Consider the following 20,164-nt stretch of genomic DNA (forward strand, 5'->3'; position numbering starts at 1 on the left):
CAGATGGCAAGGCGGCTTCAGGCTGTAACGATCAAGCATGTGGCCGCCGACGCCGGCGTTTCGCTGCAGACGGTCAGCCGCGTCATCAATGGCGAGCCCAATGTGCGGCCCGAGATGAAAAGCCGGGTCCAGGCCTCGATTGACCGGCTGGGCTATGTCCCATCGATTGCGGCTCAACGGATGAGCGGATCGCGAAGCTATCTGATCCTGGCAATCAACGACCGCGAACGCACCATCGCCGATTGGACCGCGCGCCAAGGTACCGACTGGGTCGATCAGATGCTGCTGGGGGGCATGCTGAAATGTGCCGAGCATGGCTATCGGATGATTTTTGAACTGGTTGATACCCATTCAGATCATGTCGAACGCGAACTGCTGGGCGCGATCGCCGCGCTTCAGCCAGACGGGATCATCCTGACCCCGCCGCATTCGGACAATGCCCAGATTGTTGGCTTGCTGGCCAAACAGAACCTGCCGTTTGTGCGGATTGGATCGAAGCAGAACGGCACCGGGATCCCGGTTTCGATGGACGATGAAGGATCGGCCCGGACCGCGACCCGCTATCTGATCGAGCGCGGGCATCAGCGGATCGGCTTCATTTCCGGATCGAGCGAGTATGAGCTGAGCGGCTGGCGGGTCGATGGCTGGCAGGCAGAGATGGCCGCCGCCGGACTCGATTGCACGGGGTTGCTTGCGCCCGGGGACTTTTCCTATGGCTCGGGCGAGGCAGCGGCGCTGGCGCTGCTGAACCTGCAACAGCCGCCCAGCGCGATCATCGCCAGCAATGATCAAATGGCACTGGCTGCGCTCGAAATGGCGCGCCAGCGCGGAATTTCGGTGCCGGACGAACTTTCGCTGATCAGTTTTGACAACACCCCGCTGGTTCATTTCACCCAGCCTCCGCTGACGGCGGTGGATCAGCCGATTGCTGCCACCGCATCCAAAGCGGTGGAACTGATCATCGCTGCGCAAAAGGGCGATGCCGCGCCAATTGCACTGACAGTTATCGAAGGCGCGATTGTCGAACGCGGTTCGGTTGCCCGGCGTGATTGATCGCGGCGAAGCGGTGCAAAGTCACCGCTTCACGCTGCTGTTCGCGCTGGCCTGGGCTGGCGGCGCGGTGGCCTATACCCCGCTGCTCACCATTCTGCTGCCAAGCCAGGTGTCAGAGCTTGCGGGCAGCCAGCTGGGCGTTTCCTGGCTGGCCCAGATCGCCTTGGCCGGGGCCGTTGCGGCATCGCTGAGCAATGTGCTGTTCGGTTATCTCAGTGATGTTACCCGCAACCGGCGTGCCTGGGTGGCGGCCGGGCTGGTGCTGTCTTCGCTGCTGCTGCCGCAGATCGGCCAGGCCAGAACGCTGGAAGGCCTGATCCTGGCGGTGATCGGCTGGCAGCTTGGCCTGAACATGATGCTGGGGCCGCTGGCGGCCTGGGCCGGGGATCATGTGCCCGATTCGGCAAAAGGCTTGCTGGGCGGGTTGATGGCGTTCGCTCCGGGCGGCGGGGCATTGGCTGGCGCGATCGTTACCCAGCCGCTGCTGGTGCCAGATGACCTGCGACTATGGCTGGTCGCGGCGCTGGTGGTGGGCTGTGTACTGCCGGTGTTGCTGTTCGCGCCAATCGGGCGCGTGCCGCAGGCCGCGGCAGACAATCAAGCCGGCCAGTCTGGTGTCAGACTGGCCCGGCGCCGGGCGGTGATGGGTATGTGGTTTGCGCGTCTGGCAGTGCAGGTCGCAGAGGCAACCTTGTTCGCGTACCTATTGTTCTGGCTGCGCACGCTTAATCCCGCGATCAGTGAAAATCAGACCGCGCGTTTGTTCAGCGTGATCATGGTGCTATCGGTCCCGGTTGCTTTGGCAGCGGGGCGCTGGTCGGACCGTCATGACAAGCCGATCACTCCATTGGCGGTTTCGGCGCTGGTATCGGCGGCAGGGCTGCTGGTGATGGCGCTGACCAGCGATCTTGGCCTGGCAATAGCTGCCTATGGCCTGTTCGGCTTGGCCAGCGCGGTATTCCTTTCGCTGCATTCATCCCAGACACTGAGGATACTGCCGCGACCAGGGCGGCGCGGGCGCGATCTGGGGCTGTTCAACCTGACGAATACCGTGCCTTCGCTGATTATGCCGTGGCTGGCGATTGCCCTGGTGCCGCTGTTCGGGTTTCAGGCACTGTTCCTGATCCTGGCGCTGCTGGGGCTGGCTGCGGCGTTGCTGCTTGGCACTATCGCCCGCCGCGATTGAAGGCTTGGCTTGATTTTCCCAGCCCTGCGTGCAATTGCTGCTGAGAACGTTCACAAGAACTATTGGCGGGGATGAAATGCGGCTGAACTTGGGCTTTGCAGCTTTGGCGTTGCTATGCGGCGCGGGCGTTACGGCAGCCGCATTGGCCGAACAGGCGGCAGGCCTTCCCGGCGCCACAAACGCGCATGCCCAGTTGTGGCCTGCTGCGAAAAGTCCTGCCGCGATAACCGATCCCGCCACTGAGGCGAAGATCGATGGCTTGTTGGCCAAGATGACGCTGGAACAGAAAGTGGGCCAGCTGATCCAGGCAGATATCAGCGCGATTTCTCCGGCTGATCTGGCGCAGTATCCGCTGGGATCGATCCTGGCTGGGGGCAATTCGGGCCCCTACGGCGATGAACGCAGTGATGCGGCAAAATGGGCGAAGCTCGTGGGCGAATTCCGCAGTGCCTCGGCCGCAACTGGCGCTGGCATTCCGATCCTGTTCGGGATTGATGCCGTGCACGGCCATTCAAACTTGCCCGGCGCCACGCTGTTTCCGCACAACATCGGCCTTGGCGCGGCGCACGATCCCGATTTGATCCAGCGGATCGGCACGGTGACCGCCGCTGAAGTTGCCGCCAGTGGGATTGAATGGACCTTTGCGCCAACGCTTGCCGTGCCGCAGGATCTGCGCTGGGGCCGCAGCTATGAAGGCTATGCTTCAGACCCGGCATTGGTTGCCAGCTATGCCCGTTCGATGACAATCGGCCTACAGGGCGAATTGGTATCGGGCCGGCCGCTTGGGGCCAACCAGGTCGCCGCAACTGCCAAGCATTTTCTGGCCGACGGGGGCACGTTTGAAGGCCGCGATCAAGGCGACGCGCGGATTGACGAAGCAGAATTGGTGGCCCGCCATGCCGCTGGCTATCCGCCAGCAATCGATGCCGGGGCGCTGACCGTTATGGTCAGTTTTTCAAGCTGGAACGGGGTGAAGAACCACGGCAATTCTACCTTGCTGACTGACGTGCTCAAGGGCCGGATGGGGTTCGCCGGGCTGGTGGTAGGTGATTGGAATGGCCACGGCCAGGTGCCGGGATGCAGCGCCACCGATTGCCCGGCCGCGATCAACGCCGGGCTCGATCTGTTTATGGCCCCCGATAGCTGGAAGGGTTTGTTCGAATCGACCCTGCGCGCGGCGCGTGACGGGCGGATCGCTCCGGCCCGGATCGACGATGCCGTTCGGCGGATCCTGCGGGTCAAATTCAAGCTTGGGCTGATGTCCGATAATCTGGTTCAGCGGGGCAACCCGGCCATGGTTGGCACGCCTGAACATCTGGCAGTTGCGCGCGAAGCGGCTGCCAAATCGTTGGTCTTGCTTAAAAACGAAGGCGCGGTTCTGCCGGTAAAGCCTGGTGCGCAGGTGCTGGTGGCAGGCCTCGGTGCCGATAGCATGGCGATGCAGGCTGGTGGCTGGACCATCACCTGGCAAGGCACGGATACTTCGGCCAAGGATTTCCCCAACGGCCAGACGATCGGCCGGGCGATTGCCGATGCCGTGATCGCGGCTGGCGGGAAGGCCGCGATTGCCCCGGACGGCAGCCATTCTGCCAAGCCAGACGTAGCGATCGTGGTCACCGGAGAAGCGCCCTACGCTGAATTTCAGGGTGATGTGCCGCACCTGGCGTTTACCCAGCAACCCGCTGAAGCCAAGCTGATCGCGCAGTTGAAGGCGCAGGGCATTCCGGTGGTGGTAGTGTTTCTTTCGGGTCGCCCGCTGTTTACCGGTCCGCTGATCAACCAGGCCGATGCTTTCGTGGCAGCCTGGCTGCCCGGCAGCCAAGGCGCCGGCGTTGCCGATGTTCTTGTAGCCAGCCGCGATGGGAAGGCTCCGCGTGATTTCACCGGGCGGCTGCCCTTTGCCTGGCCGGCCGATGCGCGCTCTCCGGTTGCCGCACCATTGTTCCCGGCTGGCTATGGGTTGCACTATGGCGAGATGCGGACGCTGGGCCCGGTCAACGAGGATCCCCGGATCGATCTTTCGCTGTTCGATACCGCCACTTCATTCTTCGTGCGCGGCAAGGCGCTGGCACCGTGGCATATGTCAACCGACGGATCGATCACCGAACGCGCCGTTGATCTTTCGGCGCAAGAGGACGCCCGCCAGTTCAGCTGGTCGGCGCCGGGCGCGCTGACTATCGAGGGCAATCCGGTGAACCTGGGCGGGCCGTTGGCGCGCGGATCGCTGGCGCTTGATTGGCGGATCGATCGGCGCGGGACCGGGCCGGTTCACTTGACGTTTGGCGGCGCCACGCTGGATATCTCTGCGCTGGTGCGCACCGCACGGGGCGGCACAGCGATCAAAACCCGGATTGCATTGCGCTGCTTTCAGCGCGGCGGGGCCAATCTTGCGGCGATCGGCCAGCCGCTGCGGCTGACCGCGCGGGCCGGCTTTGCCATGACCCTGCAAACCGCCCGGATCGATCGCGCCGCCAGCTCTGCTGCTTGCCCACGGGTTGTCCGCCAACGGCGCTAGTCGGCCGTTCGGCGCCATGCCGGCGGTGGCGGCAAACTCGCCTGGCCAACACTGTGCTTAATCAGACGGCTGGCAGCCGGACGATGGCTTTCAGCCCGCCGGACGGGGCCTTTTCCAGCTCCACATCGCCGCCATAGATGCGGGCCAGATCGCGCGAGATGGCAAGACCCAGCCCTGATCCGGGCTTCAGATCATCAAGCCGGGTGCCAACCGTAAACGCAGCCTCCTGCGCGCCCTCGGGCAGGCCAGGGCCGTCATCCTCAATTTCGATCACAACCGAAGGATCCAGCTTGTGCCAGCGAATGGTGCATTGCCAGTTTGCCCATTTTCCAGCGTTGTCGAGCAGGTTCGAGAGGATTTCGGTGAGGTCATGGCTATCGCAGGCAACGCGAACATCATCACCGGGTTCAAGCAGGAATGCTATGGGGCGTTGTTGGTATAGCCGGGTGAAGGCTTCGACCAGTTTTTCGGCGCTAGAGCCCAGCGCGGTGGCCTGGCCCGGCGCAGGGTGGGCTGCTGCCTGGCGCGCGCGGGCAAGATGGAAATCAATCTGGCGCTGCATCCGCCGCGATTCTTCCATGATCGTATCGGCCGATTCGTTGTGGCCCGCCTGCCGCAAGCGGTCAGCCTCATCGACCAGAATGGCCAGCGGCGTTCGCAGGCCGTGGGCAAGATTACCCGCAACCATCCGGCTGCGCTGGACCGAAGCCGCGCTGGAATCGATCAGGCCATTGAGATCCGCCACCAATGGGGTGATTTCGGAGGGAAATGACCCCTGCATCCGATCGGTTTCCCCAGATCGGACATCCGCGACCGCCTTGCTCAGCCGATTGAGCGGCTTTAGCCCAAACCGGATCTGAAGCGCCCCGATGGCTATCATCAGCACGGTAAATCCGGCGAGCGCGAAAAACAGCGAACGATTGAATTCCGCCATATTCTCATCAACCAGCCGCTTGTCAGTGGCCAGCAACAGCCGCAATGGCGGGCCTCCGGCATGCGGGATCTGCTTGGCATATTCCAGCGTGCTGCCGTGGGGGCCTTGGGTCCACGCGATATTCATTGTGGTGCTGTTGGCGAATTTCGGATCGAAGCGATTTTCGCCCAGCGATGGCGATGCGACAGTGCTGTAACCTTCCCGGGCGATTTGCCAATAAAACCCGGAATCCAGCGGCAGATAGCGCGGATCCGACAGGCGCCGGAGGATGTATGGCTGGCCCTTCGCATCGACCGCAGTCAGAGCTGCGAGCTCATCAATGTGAATCTCCAGCTCGTCATGGTAGCCTTGCAGGATGTTCCAGCGGAACAGCGAGGAAACCATGATCCCGCCCGCAACTACGCCGATAAGAATCCACACCACAGTGCCGATTAGGAGGCGGAATCGCAGACTGTCAGGGCGAAATTTCATCGCCAGAGGCGATAGCCTAATCCACGCACCGTGCGAATTGTATTTTTGCCGATCTTGCGCCGCAGCCGCGCAATGTTCACTTCGATCGTGTTGGGTTCACGCCCCTTTGCCGCAGGATACAGCTGATCGAGAATTTCTGCATGTGACAGGATGTGCCCGCGCCGCAGCAGCAGCAGCTGGAGCAGGCGGAATTCGATCTGGGTCAATTCGATCGATGCGCCATCCATCACCGCTACCTTCATTTGCAGATCAAGTTCGATGCCGTCAGCGATCAACCGCTCGCCGGTTTGTCCCGATGCGCGCCGTAACAGCGCGTTCAGCCGGGCGATCAACTCTTCGGCGCGAACCGGCTTGACCACGTAGTCATCAGCCCCGGAGTTGAGTCCATCAACCTTTTCCTCCCAGTTGCCGCGGGCGGTAAGGATCAGGATCGGGATGGCAAAGCCGGTGGCGCGGATCTTGCGAATGAATGCCAGGCCATCGATGCCGGGCAGGCCGATGTCGACAATCAGGGCGGCAAAGCTCTCAAAGTCGCTGATTTTCAGAGCATCCTCGGCATTGGGAACATGCTCTACGATCATGCCGTCGCTCGCCAGCCGCACCGCCAAGCGGTTGGCCAGCCGGGGATCATCCTCGATCAGCAGCAGGCGCATGACAGGTCCCTTTGCGGGGCGGTGCTGTTTTGCGCCCTGAATGCACGGTGGTTGCTATTCATACTGTCCCCCGATCGATTGCAGCGCAATGCCAATCGGCATCGCACTTTTGTTCGTATTCATTGGTCAAACCGTCCCAAATTTGGTTTCCGATCTGATCCCGGTTGCATTCAAGAAGTCGTTTGGCATCAGGCCCCCGGCGCAGATAATGACATCGTCATTAGCCAGAGTTTCGGTTTCTGCGGCCAGTTGCATGATGACCGCGTCCGGTTCGATCTTGCTGACGGTACTGCCCAGCATCTCGCGGACCCGCCCTTCCTGGACCAGATCGCGCAGCCGATTGCGATTTTTCGCGCGGGCCCGGGCATAGGAATTGCCGCGATAGGATATGGCTACGGTCGTTCCGGGCTGCTCTGCCACCCGGATGGCTGCTTCCAGCGCGCTATCGCCGCCGCCAACCACCAGCACCCGCTTGCCGATATATTGTTCGGGATCGATCAGGCGATAGACCACTTTGCCCAATTCTTCCCCCGGAACGCCAAGCGGGCGCGGCGTTCCGCGCCGACCGATCGCCAGCAGGACCATCTTGGCCCGGTAGCTGGCCTTGCTGGTTGTGATATCGAAATGGCCGCCGTTGCGCGTAACTGCGGTCACCTGTTCTTCAAACCGGGGCTTCAGACCGGTTTGCTGCTGGACGCCTTCCCAATAGGCCAGCAAATGCTCTTTGCTTACTTCTCCAAAGCGCATTTCGCCGATGATTGGCAGCGTTGCAGGCGAGGTCATCACCACTTTGCCGCGCGGGAAATGGGCCACTGTCCCGCCAAAACTGTCCTGATCAACGGTTGCAAACGAAAGTTTGCGTTCGATTGCACCAAGGCTGGCGGCAATTCCGGCCGGACCGCAGCCAACGATCAGTACATCAAGAACGCCTTCGCCGCCGGGCATGTGCCCAGCCTTGCGGGCGATCCCGGCAATCGCCTGTCGGCCTTGCTCAATCGCGTTCTTGATCAGTCCCATTCCGCCCAATTCACCGGCGATATAGATCCCCGGTACGGTGGTTTCGAATTCAGGCGTCAGCAGCGGAATATCGACCCCGCGGGTCGCGCTGCCGAATACCAGCGTTATCGCATCGGTGGGGCAGGCGGTCGCGCAGGCGCCGTGGCCAACGCAGGAAGTAGGCTCAATCAGCACAGCCTTGCCATCGATCAGCCCCAGGATCTTCTTTTCGGGGCAAGCCCTGATGCAAGCCGCGCAGCCAAGGCACAACGCCGGTTCGATCACCGGATGGAGCGTGGCCGGTTCGGTCAGCCCGGCCTGCCGATTGTCTTCAAGGGTTGCCCGCGCCTTTGCCGATCGCATTTTGGCCAGCAGCACCCAGCCTGCCCATACAGCAAGCAAAGGCAGGGCATAGACCAGCAGGAGCGGGTCAATGGCCATATCAGGCGCCGGGCACTCCGGCCGCCTTGGCGGCAGCGTTAACCTCTGCCAGGCCCGCCGCATCACCTGAAAATGCGCTGCGGGCCGCAGCAAGATCGGCGGCTGCCTGTTTGTCCTGCTTCAGCACCATCCGTGATCGGAACAGCATCGACCAGCCTTTGGCATCCTTGGGGTTGGATTTCAGCCGCGCAGCCAGCCCGCTGACCATGCCATCGATCGAGGCCTGCTGCTGCTCAGGCGGCAGCTGGCTGATTGCCGCAGCCTTGGCTGGATCGGGTTGGGCCGGACCGGGCTGGACCGGCATTGCTGGCGAAGCTGCGGCGGCCACTTTGAGGCGGCTTGAAACATCAACGCCCTGTTTGGCGGCTTCATCGCGGATCTTGGCCTGCACTTCGGGCTGCCACGGGGCGTCGGCGGGTCCGCTGTTGGCCAGTTCGATCCACAGTGCCAGCGCTTCCTTGCCGCGCCCGTTCTGGGCGTGCCACAGGCCAATGAAATAGCGCGCGCGCGGCTCTTTGGGATCGCGCCGCAGGGCTTGGTCAAACGCGGCCTTGGCCTCTGGCGTAACCTTGCCCGCCGCAACCCCGACCAGTGCCTCGCCATAGCCCGAATGAACCGTTGCCTGATCGGGCAAAAGTTCCAGCGCGCGCTTGAACGGGGCGATCGCTTGCTGGGGGCGGCCGGTCATCAGATAAGACCAGCCAAGCATCCGAAAGCCTTCGCCGTCATTGGGCTCTTTCTCAAGCCGGGCGGCAAGTTTGGAAATCATCGTATCGACATCGGCGATCTGTTGGTTCGCCCCGGCCGGCGCTGTCGCAGCGGGCGAAGCGGACGGCGATGTGCCGCCGCGCATAACCAATACAGCGGCGGCGCCCGCAACCAATGCAGCTGCGCCGATCAGCAGGTTGCGGCTGCTGCCCAAATTGCCAGTCAGACTGGCCTGGGCCGGATCTGCCGGGACATCATCAGCAGTTGCTGATGCAGGATCGCGGGCCTGCCAGACACGCATGGCGACGATGCCCAGGGCAATTCCTGCTAGCCCGGTCAAAATATATTGTAGCATTCGGTTTTCCGTTCTTGTGGCGCGCACCCAGATTACGCGATTCTTCTTGAAGGCTTTACCCCCTACGCCCACCCTGTTTCTGACATAAACCTTGCAAATAGCCCAAAGGGCGACTGATAGACTCTCCTGCAAGACGAACCGAGCCAGATTTTTCGCGCCTTTGGCAACCAAACGCTAAGCACATTGGGTAGAAAAGGCGCGGTCCCAGGGTAGCGAGTTGCAAATTTCAATGGTTTCCAAAGCAGAGAACGGGTCCGCAGCGGATCCGCAGCCAAGGCTAAATGCCGATCTAGCAGAGCGGGTAATCTCCATGCTAGTCATCCTGACGGTTGGGGCAGCCGTCGCCTGGGGCTGGCTTCACCGCGATGCGCTGCCGATCGATCCGGAAGACGGCCTGGGTTATTGGCTGGGCATTGGCGGTGGATCAATGATGCTGATCCTGCTAGCCTACCCTTTGCGCAAACGCGCCAAGCCTGCAACCCGTGCCCCCGGAACGGTTGGGTTCTGGTTTCGCTTTCACATGCTGCTGGGTTTGCTGGGGCCATTGGCGGTGCTTTATCACTCACGCTTCTCCTGGGGGGCGCTCAACAGTGCGATGGCGCTTGGCGCGATGGTTATCGTGGCATCCAGCGGGCTGGTCGGGCGATTCTTCTATTCACGGGTTCACCGCGGCTATTCCGGCCGCAAGCTTGAACTGCGTTCGTTGAAGCGGGAAATGGACGAGCTGCTTGCCCAGCTTGCGGCTGCTGGGATTTCTGATGATGGTGTGCTGGAGCATATTCAGGCGTTCGAAGACCGCGCGGTCCGGGCCGGTTCGGCCTTCTGGCCAAGCGCTGCGGCCGTGATCGGTCTGGGCGTGGAGACACGATTTGCTGAACGCCGATTGCTGGCAGCGATGCCCCGGGGCGCTGATCGCCGCACATTGAACCTGCGCGCGCTGACCAGTGATTTTTTCCAGGCGGTGCGCCGCTCTGCCGAATTCGCTTTCTATGACCGGCTGCTGCGGCTGTGGCATCTGTTTCACTTGCCGCTGTTCTTCCTGCTGGTAGCGGCTGCGATCCTGCATATCGTTGCGGTGCACATGTACTGATGCGCCGCATCCTGGCCTTGATCTGGCTTGCTTGCCTTTGCGCAGCGATGCCAGCGATTGCTCAATCGGTGATGGAACGGCTGGTTACGCCGGGGCCGCTATCCAGCGCGCATGCCAAGCTCGAATCGAAATGCGATTCGTGTCACTCGTCATTCCGCAAAGAAGCGCAGAACGGCCGGTGCCTTTCGTGCCACAAAGGGGTGGCGAATGATATCCGGACAAAAACCAAGCTTCACGGCAAATTTTCACCCGCGCGCACCGGCGCCTGCAAAAGCTGCCACAGCGATCACCGGGGCCGCGCCAACACCCTGATCGTGCTCAATCAGGCCAGCTTCAATCATGCCTATACCGATTTCGCGCTGACCGGGGCGCATCAGCGCGCCAAATGCAGCAGCTGCCACCGGGGCAACGATTATCGCGGCCGCCCGCGTGATTGTGCTGGCTGCCACGGGCCGTTTGATCCGCACAAGGGGCAGCTGGGCCGCAGTTGCCAGAACTGCCACAACACCAGCGCCTGGAAACAAGTGCAGGGCTTCAATCATGCTGCAACCGGCTTTCCGCTAACCGGCGCGCACCGGACCAAGACCTGCATGAGCTGTCATGCCGGGCAGCGCTGGAAGAATCTGTCGGGCACCTGTGTTTCCTGTCATGCCCGCGATGATGCGCACCGCGGTAGCCGCGGCACCAATTGCGCTTCGTGCCATTCCACTGCGACCTGGCAGGCCGCTTCGTTTGATCATGCCTCTACCGGGTTTCCGCTGGTTGGCGGACATGCTGGGGCAGCTTGCGCGCAGTGCCACGGGGCCGGTAATGCCAACAAGCATCCCTCGCGCACCTGTGTGGCCTGCCACGCCCGCGACGATAGCCATAAAGGCGCGAATGGCACCGACTGCGGCAATTGCCACAATCCGCGCAGCTGGAAGCAGACCAATTTCGATCACAACACGATGACCAGCTTTCCCCTGAAGGGCGCCCACCGCGCCGTGGTGTGCGAGGGGTGCCACAAGCAGTCGCCCAAAGTGGCCAAGCCGCCAACCACCTGCATTGGCTGCCATGCCAAGGACGATAGCCACAAGGGCGGCAATGGCCTGGATTGTGCGCGCTGCCATCAGGTTTCAAGCTGGAAGACGGTCAACTTCAATCACAACACCATGACCAACTTTGCCCTGGCCGGAAAGCATGCGGCGGTGCGGTGCGAAGGTTGCCATACCAAGCCGCCGAACGAGCTTAAGCTTTCAGCACAGTGCAGCTCGTGCCACGCCAAGCAGGATCCGCATGCCGGCAAGCTGGGCAGCGATTGCGCCCGCTGTCACAACGCCGAAAGCTGGACCCAGGGTGTCCGTTTTGATCACGGCCTGACCCGCTTTCCGCTGCTGGGCAAACACGCTGCTCTGACCTGCGCGGGATGCCACGCCGACAAGAGTTTTGTCTCTAAGGGCACGACCTGTGCGGCGTGCCATCCCGATACCCGCCATAACGGGACGCTGGGCAATCCCGCGCAGTGCCAGTCATGCCACAATACCACTGACTGGAAGGTCTGGCGGTTCGATCACGATACCCAGTCCCGCTTTGCCCTGACCGGCGGCCATAAAGGCCTGGTCTGCTCAGCCTGCCACGCCCGGCCCGGCGATCCGGCCAAGCTTGGCAACCAGTGTGTCGATTGCCACCGCAAACATGATCCGCACCGCGGCGGTTTTGGTGATGACTGCGCGCGCTGCCACACAACAACCAGCTTCTCCGAGATATTGATCGGAAGACCGCGGCCGCGAACCTAGCACCAAACTGACATTAACCTTGCAGTGTGGATGATTTAACGGCCAGATGATTCCTTCCGGCGATAGACCGAGGCGCTGCGTATACCCTATCCTTTGTATCAGTGTTTAGAGTCTCCCAACGAAAAGAGAATTTACACATCAGTCGGCGCGGTGCCGACCGGGTCGTGTCGCAATTGTAGGTGGATGATTTGCCGAGGACTTACCTTGCGGCATTCCTGACGGTCCTGGTTACACTGCTGGTCGCAGTGTGGCCGATGCCTGCTGACGCCAAACCCGCCAACACCCAGTTCGATCATTTCCGCACCGGCTTTCCGCTGACCGGCGCGCACTCTGCGGTGCGCTGTGAAAGCTGTCACAAGGACGGGCAATTCGAAGGCACTCCGAAAGATTGCCTCAGCTGCCATAATGCGGTTCGGGCAACCGGCTTGCCGGCCAGTCACCTGCGCACCCGCGAAAACTGCGATACTTGCCACACCACCAAGCAGTGGCAGGTGGGCAATTTCGATCACAGCAAATACACCGGAACCTGCGCCAGCTGCCACAACGGGGTTCAGGCTGTCGGCAAACCGGCCGCCCATATCCAGACCGCGCAGGAATGCGGCGCCTGCCATTCCACCGCAAACTGGAACGCCGTGCGGTTTGACCACACCGGGGTCACGGGTTCGTGTTCAAGCTGTCACAACGGCACCAAAGCCACCGGCAAAAGCGCCAGCCATATCCCGACCACCCAGGATTGCGCTGGTTGCCACACCACCGCCGGGTGGGCCGGGGCGAAATTCGATCACAAGTCTGCCGGGACGAATTGTTCAAGTTGCCACAACGGCAGCACGGCGGCCGGAAAATCGGCAAAGCACATCACCACTACAGCAGAATGTGGCACCTGCCACGCGACGACCGCGTGGACGCCCGCCAATTTCAATCACGCCAATGCCACCGGCACCTGCTCCAGTTGCCACAACGGCACCAATGCCACCGGCAAGAGTGCGACCCACCTGAACACCAGCAACACTTGCATCAACTGCCATACTTCGACGGCCTGGGCGCCTGCCAAGACGGTCAACCACAATGATGTGATCGGCACATGCTCCAGCTGCCACAACGGCACCAAGGCGCTTGGCAAGGCGGCCAGCCACATCAACACCAGTGCTGAATGCAGCACCTGCCATTCAACCAATGCATGGACCCCGGCGAACTTCAATCATGCCAATGCCACCGGCACCTGCTCCAGTTGCCACAACGGCACGACCGCAACCGGCAAGAACGCTACCCACATCAACACCAGCAACACCTGCTCCAACTGCCACACGACAACGGCCTGGGCCCCGGCCAAGACGGTCAATCATCTTGATGTGATCGGGACCTGCTCCAGCTGCCACAATGGCACCAAGGCGCTTGGCAAATCGGCAAGCCACATCAACACCAGCGCTGAATGCAGCACCTGCCATTCAACCAATGCGTGGACGCCGGCGAACTTCAGCCATGCCAATGCCACCGGCACCTGTTCAAGCTGCCACAACGGCACCACCGCGACTGGCAAGAACGCGACCCACATAACCACGACCACCAACTGCACCAGTTGCCACACGACAACGGCCTGGGCGCCGGCCAAGACGGTCAGCCACCTTGATGTGATCGGGACCTGCTCCAGCTGCCACAACGGCACCAAGGCGCTTGGCAAATCGGCTAGCCACATCAACACCAGCGCTGAATGCAGCAGCTGCCATACAACCAATGCGTGGACGCCAGCCAACTTCAGCCACACCGGCATCACCACCAATTGCTCGTCCTGTCACAACGGAACGGCTGCGATCGGCAAAAACCCGGGCCATGGCCAGACAACCAACACATGCGAGAGTTGCCATCGCAGCACCACCAGCTTTACGTCCGTAAACATGAACCACAACGCTGTGGCTGGTCGCTGCGACTCTTGCCACAACGGTACGATTGCCGAAGGCAAACCGAGAGACCACCCATCCACAACCCAAGACTGTGCTGCCTGCCACAACACCCGAAATTGGGACTAATGGCGAGCGAACCGCAAGGAATCGAGACTTGACCACTACCCGCATTGCGACTGCAAGTTCCATTGTCGCAGCAGCTGTAGCTGCGAGCGCAGCTATCGCTCTTCCCGAGCCGGCCTTTGGCCAGACCGTGGCTGATCGGGCCATGTCCGATGTGAAAGTAGAAAGCACTGGTGGCTGCACTACCCTTACTTTCACATTCAACATCCGGTTCCAGGTGCTCAGCTCGTTTCCGGCAAAAGGACGTGAGCTTCATATCCGGCTAAGTACGTTGGATAATTCTGCTGCCGGCAAGCAGCGCGAATCGCTCAGAACTCCGCGCTCGGTGCCTGAATTGCGTTCGATCGAATATGAAGGCGATAGCGCGGCTGGGCCAAGGCTTTCGCTGTTTTTCACCAAAGACATGGAATTTACCGTCAGCCCAGGCCCGGAACCGCAAACCATTGTGGTCCGGATTGCAACGCCGGGCAGCAAGGTTTGCGCTAGCGCCGCAGAAACAACAAGCCAGTCAGCGGCCGGTCCCCAGCAAGATGCAGGTCCGCCGGGACTCTATGTTGTAAACTTGCAGTCGTCGCAGGGCTCTGCACCCAATCTTTCGCCGCAGCAGCAGGCGGCTCTGGGCAGCGGTGTTGTTTACCTGTCTCAGTTCGAAAAGGATTCGCAGCGCTGGTATCGGCTGCGGTCCGGTTTCTACACCACTCGTGCCGAGGCGGAAGCAGCCCGCGCAAAGCTGGTCGCGATTTTCCCTGACGCCTGGGTGCTCAAGGTTACCCCGCAAGAGCGATCCGAAGGGATCACTTCGCGGCTTGGATTTGCGCAACCGGCCCCGCCGCCAGTTTCGGCCATTTCCGGTTCGATCAGCGCAGGCAGCGATGCAGATGCCGCAGTGACCGCCAGAATTATTGGCGAGGCAGAGCTAGCCATTCAGGAGAATAATTTCGATCGGGCCGTGCAGCTTCTGACCAATGCGGTTCAGAAGCCGGAAAATGCCAATACGCCGCGCGCGCTTGAGCTTTTGGGCCTGACCCGTGAACGTAAGGGGCAAGGCGCCCACGCCCGGGCGGAATATGAAGAATATCTGCGCCGCTATCCCAGCGGTGAAGGTGCCGATCGGGTCCGCCAACGGCTTGCCGCGCTGGGTGAGACTGGCCAGGCCGGGCAGCCCGGTACGCCGCTGCGCGAAGCTGGAAAGCTGGGCGGCAAGGGCGATTGGAAATGGGGTCTGCGCGGAAGCTTTTCGCAGTTCTATTTCCGCGATCAAGGCCGCACCAGCACCCTGATCGATTCTTCGACGCTGGGGGCCGAAGTTGATAATTCGGTCAACGTCAACCAGCTGCTGACTTCGGGTGACATCACAATTTCAGGCGGCAATGATCGCCGCCAGTTCCAATTGCGGGCAGCAGGCTCGTTCACCCAGAACTTTGGAACCAGTACTTCGATCACTACGATCAACAACGGCAACGAAGTGCTGACATTCCGCTCAAGGCCGGGTGGCGGGATTGGCGCGGTGACTGCGCTTTATCTCGACTATTCCGACAACGATCTGGACACCCAGCTAAGGGTTGGGCGGCAAAGCCGAAACTCATCGGGTGTGCTTGGCCGGTTTGATGGCGCGCTGCTGGGCTGGCAGGCCAGCCCGAAGCTGCGCTTCAATGCGGTGGGCGGATTTCCGGTCTTGTCATCACGGCAGACTTATGTCCTTACCGAACGCCCGTTCTATGGCTTCAGCGTTGATCTCGGAGCCAAGCGCAGCCCGATCCAGACCACGGTTTACTGGTTCGATCAGCGCGCCACCGGCGGCTTCGTCGATCGCCGTTCGGTCGGGATCGAAACCCGCTTTCTGCGCCCGCGCTTCAATGCCTATGCGATGCTTGATTATGATGTGAAATTTGGTCAGCTCAACCTTGCATTGGGTTCGATGACTTATAATTTCGCCGATGGTTCGAACATCAGCCTGACCGGCGATTATCGGCGCTCACCGATGCTGACCACCACCAATGCGCTGATCGGTCAGTTCGATACGATCAACAATGTCCCGATCACAGAGTTGACCGGCCTGCGGCCGTTCTTCACCGACGATCAGATTTACCAGCTGGCGCAGGACCGGACGCTGATCGCCAAAAGCCTGACCGTCACGTATGCCCGGCCGATCACCCGCAAGTTGCAGGTCAATGCCGATTTCTCGCTGACGGATACTGGCGGTACTCCGGGGACCCCGGCAACGGTTAGTACGGCTGAAATCCTGGCGCTGCCTGTCACCGGGAAAGAGTATTACTATGGCCTGCAACTGATCGGATCGGATCTGTTCATGGGCAATGATATCTACATCCTGTCAGGCCGCCTGGCGAACACCGCGAGCGCCAGGATCTACACAGCCGATTTCAACGCGCGCATCCCGATCACCTCGAACTTCCGGCTCAGCCCGCGGGTGCGCTATGGCTACCGCGATAGCAAGGTGACCAGCACCGTCCTGGTGCCCGGTACCTACAGCCAGTTCCAGCCGACCATCCGTCTGAATTATTACCCGATCAAGCATTCCGAGATCGAAATTGAGTTTGGCGGCAACTTCTCCAACCAGACCATCTGGAACGGTACGGCTTTCGATCGGATCAAGGAAACCGGCTGGGTGTTTACGGCAGGCTACCGGCTTGATTTCTGAATTTGGCCAACCGGTGAGGACCACGGATAGATGATCGCTGAAGCTGGAATGGCCGCCCTGTGGCTGGCTGCCACCATGGCTCTGCTGCAATTGGCACTGGGCGCGCTGGCGGTTGGGCGCAACCAGCCTGCGCTGGGTCGTGCGGTGGCACCGGTTGCGGTGGCCCAGGCGGCGCTGGTAAGTTTGGCTTTTGCCTGCCTGATCGCGGTGTTCATGCGTTCGGATATGTCGGTATTGCTGGTCGCTGCCAACAGCCACTCGGCCAAGCCGATGATCTACAAGATCTCGGGGACCTGGGGAAACCACGAAGGCTCGATGTTGCTGTGGGTGACGATCCTGGGCCTGGCCGGGGCGACGATCGCGCTATTTGAACGCAAGCTGCGCGAAGACACCCGGCTGGCAACGCTGGCTGCACAGGCGGCGATTGCGCTGGGTTTCTATGTTTTCCTGCTGTTTGCCTCCAATCCGTTTACCCGGATCACCGGGGTGCTGGAAGGTGCCGGGCTTAACCCGCTGTTGCAGGATCCCGGTCTCGCGTTCCACCCACCCACGCTTTATGCCGGCTATGTCGGGATGTCGGCGGCGTTTTCGTTTGCAATCGGGGCTTTGATTACCCGCGATGTCGGGCCCGAATTTGCCCGCGCCATGCGGCCGTGGATTCTGGGTGCGTGGATCCTGCTGACGATCGGCATAACCGCCGGGTCCTATTGGGCCTATTATACGCTGGGCTGGGGCGGCTGGTGGTTCTGGGATCCGGTAGAGAATGCCTCGCTGATGCCCTGGCTTGCGGCCACGGCGCTGCTCCATTCGGTAACCGTTCTGGCAACCCGCGGCGGGCTTCGGACCTGGACGATCATGCTGGCGGTGCTGGCCTTTTCAATGTCGATGGTCGGGACTTTCCTGGTCCGCTCGGGCATCCTGACCAGCGTCCACAGCTTCGCGGTCGATCCCCGGCGCGGGCTGTTTATCCTGATTTTGCTGGCGATCTATATCACTGGCGCGCTGGCGCTGTTTGCACTGCGGGCGCGGACGATTGCCGAAGGCACCCGCTTCGAACTCGTCAGCCGCGAGGCGGCGCTGGTCATCAACAATCTGATCCTGACCGTGATCCTGGTCGTGGTGCTGGCCGGAACGCTCTATCCGCTGATCCTTGAAGCCATGGGCGGGGGCAAGATTTCGGTTGGTGCGCCCTATTTCAATTCGGTCGCTGGCCCACTGGCCCTGGCCTTGCTGGTCTTGCTTGGCGCGGGGCCGTTGCTGCGCTGGCGCAGTGATCGGCCCAGGGCAGTGATCGACCGGATGGCCCCGGCGCTGTTTGCCGGCGCGGCCATGTTGCTGCTGGTGGCAGCATTTGGGGGTTCGATCGGGGTCTTGCCGCTGCTCGGCCTGGTGGTCGCCGCGATCGTAGCAGCTGCCAGCGTCGCGCCGCTGTGGAAACGCGATCTGAAACGTGCGCCGCTGTTTACCTGGGGCATGGTTCTGGCCCATCTGGGCTGTGCGGTCAGCATCGCCGGGATGGCCTGCGATGCAGCTTTCACCAAAGAGAACATGGTTTCAATCGCTGCCAACGAAACCCGCGATGTCGGGCCGTTTGCCGTGACCTTGCTGGGCGTGCGTGAGCGGCCGGGGCCGAACTACCAGATCCTTGAAGCGGTACTTTCGGTCAGCAAGGGCGGCACCGGTGCGCCGTTTGAGATGACCCCGCAACTCCACGCCTTTACCCAGCCGCAGATGACCACCAACCAGGCCGCGATCGAAACGTTCTGGAACGGCCAGCTTTATCTGACCCTTGGTGAAAATTCAGCCGGCAACAAATTCCTGCTGCGGATGTGGTGGAAGCCGTTTGTCATGTTGATCTGGCTGGGCGGAATGATGATTGCGCTTGGCGGCATGCTATCATTGCTGGGCCGGGTAAAACGCGATGTCTGGGACAACCGCTGGCCGTGGCCTTGGCCCCGTATTGACACGGATAAACCGGCATGAGCCGCAAGCTGATCCTGTGGTTGCCGTTCGCGCTGATGGCTGCGCTGTTCGGCGCGTTCTACCTTGGCCTGAGAAATCCCGATGATCACGTGATCGCCTCAAAGATGGTGGGCCAACAACTGCCCGAATTTGCGGCGGGACCGGCCTTTGCGCAGCAACCCGGCGCTGCCAGCACCGATTTTCGCGATGGCAAACCGCGGCTGCTCAATATCTTTGCCAGCTGGTGCGTGCCCTGCGTTGCCGAGATTCCGATGCTGATGGAGCTGAAGGCCAGCGGAGCCGAAGTCGTCGGTATCGCGGTCCATGATAACAGTGACGATCTGGCCCGGTTCCTGGCCACCAACGGCAATCCCTATTCGCGGATCGGAATGGATCAGGATGGCAAGGCCCAGATCGCGTTTGGCTCTGCCGGGGTGCCCGAAACCTTTGTTGTCGATGGCGCGGGCAAGATCATCTACCAGCACATTGGCATCGTGACCGAAGCCGATAAAGCCAAGCTGCTGGTCATGCTGGGGATTGGGCAATGATTTCCAGAACCACATTTGCCGGGTTACTTTTGGTGCTCGCCATTCCCGCCCAGGCACAGACGCAAGACTATGCCGAGATTTCACTGGCCGATCCCGCCCAGGAAACCCAGGCGCTGGCGCTGATGGATTCGATCCGCTGTGTGGTTTGTCAGGGCCAACCGATATCAGGCAGCAACGCCGGTCTGGCCGGCGATATGCGCCGGATCATCCGCGAACGGATTGCGGCCGGCGATACGCCTGAAACGGTCCGGGCCATGCTGATCAGCAAATATGGCGATTGGGTCAGCTTCAAACCGGTGATCCGATCGGCCACTGCGCCGCTGTGGCTGGTGCCGCTGCTGGCGTTGCTGGGCGGCGCCTGGCTGGTTTCGCGCCGCTTGAAAATAAGGAAAGTCTGATGGGCTGGCTGTTCGTTGCAATATTTGCGGCACTGACCTTTGCCGGGCTGTACTTCAGCAAGCGCTGCTCGCGCGCTGCGCTTGAACTGGCCGGCGCGGCAATCCTGATCGCACTGGCTGGCTATGGCTGGCTGGGCAGTCCCGACATGCCTGGAAACCCGGTGTCATCGCCTTCCGCACCTTCAATTTGACGGAGCCCGACTGATGTTCAGCTATGACCAAGTGTTCGACACCGCGATTGACCGGTTGCATTCGGAAGGGCGTTACCGGGTATTTATCGACATTTTGCGCAACAAGGGCGCCTATCCCAATGCGCGGTGTTTTGCGGGGCACAACGGTCCCAAGGACATCACGGTGTGGTGTTCGAACGATTATCTGGCGATGGGCCAGCACCCCAAG

Annotated in this window: 15 protein-coding genes and 1 pseudogene; 12 read left to right on the forward strand and 4 right to left on the reverse strand. The window is 61.2% G+C overall.

Annotated features, from left to right (window positions below):
* Positions 1-3 precede the first annotated feature (3 nt).
* The 3 genes from ABL914_RS09240 (at position 4) to ABL914_RS09250 (ending at position 4,754) form a co-directional block, all read left to right on the forward strand.
* Complete coding sequence (locus ABL914_RS09240) at positions 4-1,053, forward strand: LacI family DNA-binding transcriptional regulator (protein ID WP_391562893.1); 1,050 nt, start codon at positions 4-6, stop codon at positions 1,051-1,053.
* Positions 1,019-2,239, forward strand: a complete 1,221-nt coding sequence (locus ABL914_RS09245) for an MFS transporter (protein WP_391562894.1) — start codon at positions 1,019-1,021, stop codon at positions 2,237-2,239. Before ABL914_RS09240 ends, ABL914_RS09245 begins: the two co-directional genes overlap by 35 nt.
* A gap of 76 nt (positions 2,240-2,315) precedes the next feature.
* The gene (locus ABL914_RS09250) at positions 2,316-4,754 is read left to right on the forward strand and encodes a glycoside hydrolase family 3 N-terminal domain-containing protein (RefSeq protein WP_391562895.1); all 2,439 of its coding nucleotides are present in this window, start codon (positions 2,316-2,318) and stop codon (positions 4,752-4,754) included.
* A 61-nt stretch (positions 4,755-4,815) separates the two neighbouring features.
* Here the strand turns inward: ABL914_RS09250 and ABL914_RS09255 are convergent, their stop codons facing one another.
* The 4 genes from ABL914_RS09255 to ABL914_RS09270 all read right to left on the reverse strand — a co-directional run bounded on the left by ABL914_RS09255 (position 4,816) and on the right by ABL914_RS09270 (position 9,312).
* Positions 4,816-6,108 carry an ATP-binding protein gene (locus ABL914_RS09255; protein WP_391562896.1) on the reverse strand — a complete coding sequence of 431 codons (1,293 nt, stop codon included), beginning with the start codon at positions 6,106-6,108 and terminating at the stop codon, positions 4,816-4,818.
* Between the two features lie 47 nt (positions 6,109-6,155).
* On the reverse strand, positions 6,156-6,812 hold the full coding sequence (locus tag ABL914_RS09260) for a response regulator transcription factor (protein ID WP_391562897.1): 657 nt from the start codon (positions 6,810-6,812) through the stop codon (positions 6,156-6,158).
* Positions 6,813-6,938: 126 nt separating this feature from the next.
* A complete protein-coding gene (locus ABL914_RS09265) occupies positions 6,939-8,249 on the reverse strand; it encodes an NAD(P)-binding domain-containing protein (protein WP_391562898.1) in 1,311 nt (436 codons plus the stop codon).
* A gap of 1 nt (position 8,250) precedes the next feature.
* A complete protein-coding gene (locus ABL914_RS09270) occupies positions 8,251-9,312 on the reverse strand; it encodes a tetratricopeptide repeat protein (protein ID WP_391562899.1) in 1,062 nt (353 codons plus the stop codon).
* Between the two features lie 310 nt (positions 9,313-9,622).
* Between ABL914_RS09270 and ABL914_RS09275 the strand changes: the two genes are divergently transcribed.
* From ABL914_RS09275 to ABL914_RS09315, 9 genes and pseudogenes are all read left to right on the forward strand, one after another.
* The gene (locus tag ABL914_RS09275; RefSeq protein WP_391562900.1) at positions 9,623-10,402 is read left to right on the forward strand and encodes a hypothetical protein; all 780 of its coding nucleotides are present in this window, start codon (positions 9,623-9,625) and stop codon (positions 10,400-10,402) included.
* Positions 10,403-10,449: 47 nt separating this feature from the next.
* Complete coding sequence (locus ABL914_RS09280; RefSeq protein ID WP_391562901.1) at positions 10,450-12,177, forward strand: cytochrome c3 family protein; 1,728 nt, start codon at positions 10,450-10,452, stop codon at positions 12,175-12,177.
* Between the two features lie 179 nt (positions 12,178-12,356).
* Positions 12,357-14,201, forward strand: coding sequence for a hypothetical protein (locus ABL914_RS09285; protein ID WP_391562902.1), 1,845 nt, complete (start codon positions 12,357-12,359; stop codon positions 14,199-14,201).
* Between the two features lie 28 nt (positions 14,202-14,229).
* Positions 14,230-16,857: a tol-pal system YbgF family protein gene (locus ABL914_RS09290; RefSeq protein WP_391562903.1), complete on the forward strand. Its 2,628-nt coding sequence runs from the start codon at positions 14,230-14,232 to the stop codon at positions 16,855-16,857.
* Between the two features lie 30 nt (positions 16,858-16,887).
* Positions 16,888-18,840 (forward strand): heme lyase CcmF/NrfE family subunit, encoded by a 1,953-nt coding sequence (locus ABL914_RS09295; protein WP_391562904.1) that lies wholly within the window; start codon positions 16,888-16,890, stop codon positions 18,838-18,840.
* Positions 18,837-19,367, forward strand: coding sequence for a DsbE family thiol:disulfide interchange protein (locus ABL914_RS09300; protein ID WP_391562905.1), 531 nt, complete (start codon positions 18,837-18,839; stop codon positions 19,365-19,367). The genes ABL914_RS09295 and ABL914_RS09300 overlap by 4 nt, the downstream gene beginning before the upstream one ends.
* Positions 19,364-19,765, forward strand: coding sequence for a cytochrome c-type biogenesis protein CcmH (locus tag ABL914_RS09305; RefSeq protein ID WP_391562906.1), 402 nt, complete (start codon positions 19,364-19,366; stop codon positions 19,763-19,765). Before ABL914_RS09300 ends, ABL914_RS09305 begins: the two co-directional genes overlap by 4 nt.
* Positions 19,765-19,956, forward strand: a complete 192-nt coding sequence (locus tag ABL914_RS09310; protein WP_391562907.1) for a hypothetical protein — start codon at positions 19,765-19,767, stop codon at positions 19,954-19,956. The genes ABL914_RS09305 and ABL914_RS09310 overlap by 1 nt, the downstream gene beginning before the upstream one ends.
* Before the next feature lie 13 nt (positions 19,957-19,969).
* Positions 19,970-20,164 (forward strand): annotated as a pseudogene (locus ABL914_RS09315) (5-aminolevulinate synthase); the annotation flags it as partial.

It is taken from the genome of Novosphingobium sp., assembly GCF_040079535.1.
Lineage (GTDB): Bacteria > Pseudomonadota > Alphaproteobacteria > Sphingomonadales > Sphingomonadaceae > Novosphingobium.

What these genes read in the sequence shown, in the direction of transcription:
- ABL914_RS09240 (WP_391562893.1), top strand. Translation starts at nt 4, where the DNA reads ATGGCAAGGCGGCTTCAGGCTGTAACGATCAAGCATGTGGCCGCCGAC.
- ABL914_RS09250 (WP_391562895.1), top strand. Translation starts at nt 2,316, where the DNA reads ATGCGGCTGAACTTGGGCTTTGCAGCTTTGGCGTTGCTATGCGGCGCG.
- ABL914_RS09260 (WP_391562897.1), bottom strand. Translation starts at nt 6,812, where the DNA reads ATGCGCCTGCTGCTGATCGAGGATGATCCCCGGCTGGCCAACCGCTTG.
- ABL914_RS09265 (WP_391562898.1), bottom strand. Translation starts at nt 8,249, where the DNA reads ATGGCCATTGACCCGCTCCTGCTGGTCTATGCCCTGCCTTTGCTTGCT.
- ABL914_RS09270 (WP_391562899.1), bottom strand. Translation starts at nt 9,312, where the DNA reads ATGCTACAATATATTTTGACCGGGCTAGCAGGAATTGCCCTGGGCATC.
- ABL914_RS09275 (WP_391562900.1), top strand. Translation starts at nt 9,623, where the DNA reads ATGCTAGTCATCCTGACGGTTGGGGCAGCCGTCGCCTGGGGCTGGCTT.
- ABL914_RS09280 (WP_391562901.1), top strand. Translation starts at nt 10,450, where the DNA reads ATGCCAGCGATTGCTCAATCGGTGATGGAACGGCTGGTTACGCCGGGG.
- ABL914_RS09295 (WP_391562904.1), top strand. Translation starts at nt 16,888, where the DNA reads ATGATCGCTGAAGCTGGAATGGCCGCCCTGTGGCTGGCTGCCACCATG.
- ABL914_RS09300 (WP_391562905.1), top strand. Translation starts at nt 18,837, where the DNA reads ATGAGCCGCAAGCTGATCCTGTGGTTGCCGTTCGCGCTGATGGCTGCG.
- ABL914_RS09305 (WP_391562906.1), top strand. Translation starts at nt 19,364, where the DNA reads ATGATTTCCAGAACCACATTTGCCGGGTTACTTTTGGTGCTCGCCATT.
- ABL914_RS09310 (WP_391562907.1), top strand. Translation starts at nt 19,765, where the DNA reads ATGGGCTGGCTGTTCGTTGCAATATTTGCGGCACTGACCTTTGCCGGG.